This window comes from uncultured Murdochiella sp. (assembly GCF_902488755.1).
GTDB lineage: Bacteria > Bacillota > Clostridia > Tissierellales > Peptoniphilaceae > Murdochiella.
In genome coordinates this window covers 1-3,572 of record NZ_CABTXF010000070.1, presented here as the reverse complement: position 1 = coordinate 3,572, position 3,572 = coordinate 1, and the positions used below count along the sequence as shown (strand labels likewise).

At 47.7% G+C, this 3,572-nt stretch carries 4 protein-coding genes and 3 tRNA genes; all 7 read left to right on the top strand.

Annotation, left to right across the window (positions count from 1 at the left end; genetic code table 11):
- Positions 1-68: 68 nt before the first annotated feature.
- Positions 69-142: transfer RNA gene (locus RDL68_RS06160), tRNA-Ile, on the top strand.
- A gap of 132 nt (positions 143-274) precedes the next feature.
- Positions 275-347, top strand: a tRNA-Phe gene (locus RDL68_RS06155).
- Between the two features lie 92 nt (positions 348-439).
- Positions 440-970 carry a dihydrofolate reductase gene (locus RDL68_RS06150; protein WP_308540799.1) on the top strand — a complete coding sequence of 177 codons (531 nt, stop codon included), beginning with the start codon at positions 440-442 and terminating at the stop codon, positions 968-970.
- Positions 957-1,919: a YitT family protein gene (locus RDL68_RS06145; RefSeq protein ID WP_308540798.1), complete on the top strand. Its 963-nt coding sequence runs from the start codon at positions 957-959 to the stop codon at positions 1,917-1,919. The genes RDL68_RS06150 and RDL68_RS06145 overlap by 14 nt, the downstream gene beginning before the upstream one ends.
- A gap of 122 nt (positions 1,920-2,041) precedes the next feature.
- Entirely contained in the window at positions 2,042-2,929 is an 888-nt protein-coding gene (locus RDL68_RS06140) for a DegV family protein (protein WP_308540797.1), read from the top strand.
- A gap of 171 nt (positions 2,930-3,100) precedes the next feature.
- A complete protein-coding gene (locus tag RDL68_RS06135) occupies positions 3,101-3,340 on the top strand; it encodes an acyl carrier protein (RefSeq protein ID WP_308540796.1) in 240 nt (79 codons plus the stop codon).
- Positions 3,341-3,446: 106 nt separating this feature from the next.
- Positions 3,447-3,518 (top strand) — tRNA-Trp (locus RDL68_RS06130).
- Positions 3,519-3,572 lie beyond the last annotated feature (54 nt).

The following is a 3,572-nucleotide window of genomic DNA, read 5'->3' as shown; positions in this document are numbered from 1 at the left end:
CTCCCCTGCTAAGGGAGTAGACCGTGATGAACGGTGCGAGGGTTCGAATCCCTCCTTCTCCGATGTTCGGGCCATTAGCTCAGTTGGTTAGAGCAGCCGGCTCATAACCGGTTTGTCCCGGGTTCGAGTCCCTGATGGCCCAAAAATTGACCACTTCGCCCCTTTAGGGGGCGTTCCCTCCTTCGCTATCAAACGGAGTGGTATCGAACAACAATTTACGATATACTGTCTTTCGTATTACGATATACTGTCTTTCGTATCGAAAGAACTTTATGCCCAGATAGCTCAGTCGGTAGAGCAAAGGACTGAAAATCCTTGTGTCGCTGGTTCAATTCCTGCTCTGGGCACTGCAAAAGGTCCGGCTTCTGCCGGGCTTTTTTCTTGTGTGCAATCGGGGTATGATAGAACAAAAGTAATGTCAGAACGATCAGGAGGAAACATGATACTGCTCATTGCCTGCGACCGGCGATATGCGATTGGCTATAAGGGGGATATGCTGTTTCATATTCCGGCGGATTTGCGTCATTTTAAGGAGACCACGACCGGAAATATCGTCGTGATGGGAAGAAAGACGCTTGAATCGCTTCCCGGCGGAAAGCCGTTACCGGGGCGACTGAATATCGTGTTGACGCACGGGGAACGGGAAGAAAGCGAAGAACTGCGCGTTGTACACAGCGTCGAAGAACTTCATGACTTGCTTAACGAGGTGAATGGCGATGGAGCAAGGAAGGTGTTCCACATTGGCGGAGGCGGTCTTGTACAGACGCTCTGGACGGAGATTGAGGAAGTCATACTTACGCAGCTGGACGCGGAGTACGAGGAGGCGGACACCTGGATTCCGAATTTGGACGAGAGTCCACAGTTTCAGTTTGTCGAAGAAGGCGAAGAGGGCGAGTTTCAGGGGAAGCGTTGGGTGATACGTCATTTTCAACGTATAACAGGAAAGGACGGTGTCCATGACCGAGGATAAGAAAGAGACCCCGACAATAGAAATTCCGGCAACAGAGAAAAAGAAGGAAAAGCTGACAGCGCGCGCTTTGTTTCAAATGTTTGGCCCTTTTCGCGAGACCATGCAAAAGGATGGCTGGCGTTTGTTTAAGGTTTTGCTCGCCGCCTTTCTCTGCGCTTTTAGCGTGAACGTGTTTCTGCATCCCTCCGGTATGCTTCCGGGTGGATTCGGCGGTGTTTCGCTTTTGCTGCAAAATATTTTTCAGTCCTTTTTCAACATACAAATCTCGTTCTCCCTGCTCAACATTGCGCTGAATATTTTGCCGGCAGCCTTAGCCTTCTTCATTGTCGGCAGAAAGTTTTTCGCGTTTTCCATCGTCTACATCGTTGCCTTTTCGCTCTTCGTAGACTTTTTGCCGAAGTTCGCTTTTACAACCGATCCGGTGCTAAATGTCATTTTCGGCGCGGTATTTAACGGCGTTTCCGCTGCCGTTGCCTTAAATGCCAATGCCAGCGGCGGAGGGACAGACTTTATTGCCATGATCGCATCCACAAAGTACAACATTGCGACCTGGAACTATATTTTTGTGTTCAACGTTGTGGTACTGATCATTTCGGGAATGCTGTTCGGCGCGGAACCAGCCATGTATTCCATGGTATTTCAGCTCGGCTCTACCATCCTGGTGAATCGTCTGCACGCTCGTTATCAACGAAAAACGCTTTTCATTATTGCGAATGAATGCGAACCCATCGCCACCGATTTACAGCGTCTGACGAATCACGGCGTGACCATTTTCGAAGGAGTCGGCAATTTCAGCCAAGAACCGCGCTATCTCATCTATATTGTTGTCAGCAAGACGGATATGCCGGCGATCAAACGTTATCTCAAAAAAGCGGAACAGACGGTCTTTATGAATATCTTTGACTCGGAAGAGTTGGAAGGGCGCTTCTATATTGAACCATTGGAATGAGATATTCATGGTATTATGGAGAAGTGACAGGAAACGAAAAAAAATACGGAGGCGATATCCGTTAAGACGAAGAGACAGAGCATTCGTCTATCGGGGCTGCCGCCGATTTAAGGGAGACAAAAATGAGTAATTACATCGTCAGCGGAAGTACAACCGCCGATCTTTCCAAAGCCCATTTTGAAAAAATCAACGTGAAATATATCTGTTACCGCTATCAGCTGGATGGCGTAACGTATGTGGATGATTTAGGCGAAACCATGCCCCTCTCCGATTTTTACGAAAAGATGGCGAATGGGGCAGAGACCAGTACGTCGCAAATCAATGTTGAAGAGTTTGTCGCCTATTTTCGTCCTTTTTTGGAGCAGGGGCTGGATGTGCTTCATGTCTGCCTTTCCTCCGGCATTACGGGCGTATTGAATTCTGCCAATCTCGCGAAGGAACTGCTCATGAGCGAATTTCCGGATCGAAAGCTGTATATTGTGGATTCGCTGGCGGCTTCTTCCGGCTATGGTCTGCTTTTGGATGCTATGGCGTCTTTACGCGACCAAGGCATGTCCATTGACGAATTATATCAATGGACGGAAGAGAATAAACTTAATGTAAATCATTGGTTTTTCTCTACGGATCTCACCTTTTATGTTCGGGGCGGAAGAGTATCGAAAACCGCAGGCGCTATTGGACAACTTTTGAACATCTGTCCACTGCTGAATATTGACTACCAGGGACACTTGATTGTACGAGAGAAAATACGGTCAAAGAAAAGAGCATTCAAAACGACGGTGGATAAAATGGCAGAGTTGGCGGATGACGGAACAGCGTATTCCGGAAAATGCTTTATGTCCCACTCGAATGTGCTGGAAGATGCCGAAGAAGTGGCGCGACAAATTGAAGAGCGCTTTCCGCACCTGGACGGCAAGGTACAGATTAATAACATCGGCACTACGATTGGCAGCCACACCGGTCCCGGAACGATTGCGGTATTCTTCTGGGGAAAGAAACGAGAAGAGTAGTTTTCGCAATTCGTGGCGCTGTTTTTGTCCATGGAGGCAATATGAATGGGAACACGTACCATCCTGCGTAATGGGGGTGGAACAAAAAACAGCATGGAAATGCGCTTGACAAGGATAAAGGAAGTTCGTAAAATACGGGTGTTGTCACGGCAATATGCGCAAGGAGGAACCATGGATTATTTGGAAACCGTCATCGACCTCATTTCTAAGAATTTGGAAGTACCGAAAGAAAAATTGAATGCCCAGACGGACATTGTGAATGATTTGGACGCGGATTCCTTAGATCTGGTCGAAATGGTCATGAATATCGAGGATGAATTTGACATCCAGATTGATGATGATGTGTTAGTCAATCTGCATACCATTGGTGATGTTGCCCGTGAATTAGAGGAATTGGATACCAATCGCTGATTTGCCCAGAAGAATAAATCTTTTCTTGCAGAGATTGATTTTTTTTGATATACTGCATTGGTCAACGCAGTTGAGCACTGGTTAAGAGACTCCTCTTGATCGGTAAAGGGGCATAGTTCAGTGGTAGAACGTCGGTCTCCAAAACCGAATGTCGGGGGTTCGAGTCCTCTTGCCCCTGTTGTGGGCCTGTAGCTCAGGTGGTTAGAGCGCACGCCTGATAAGCGTGAGGTCG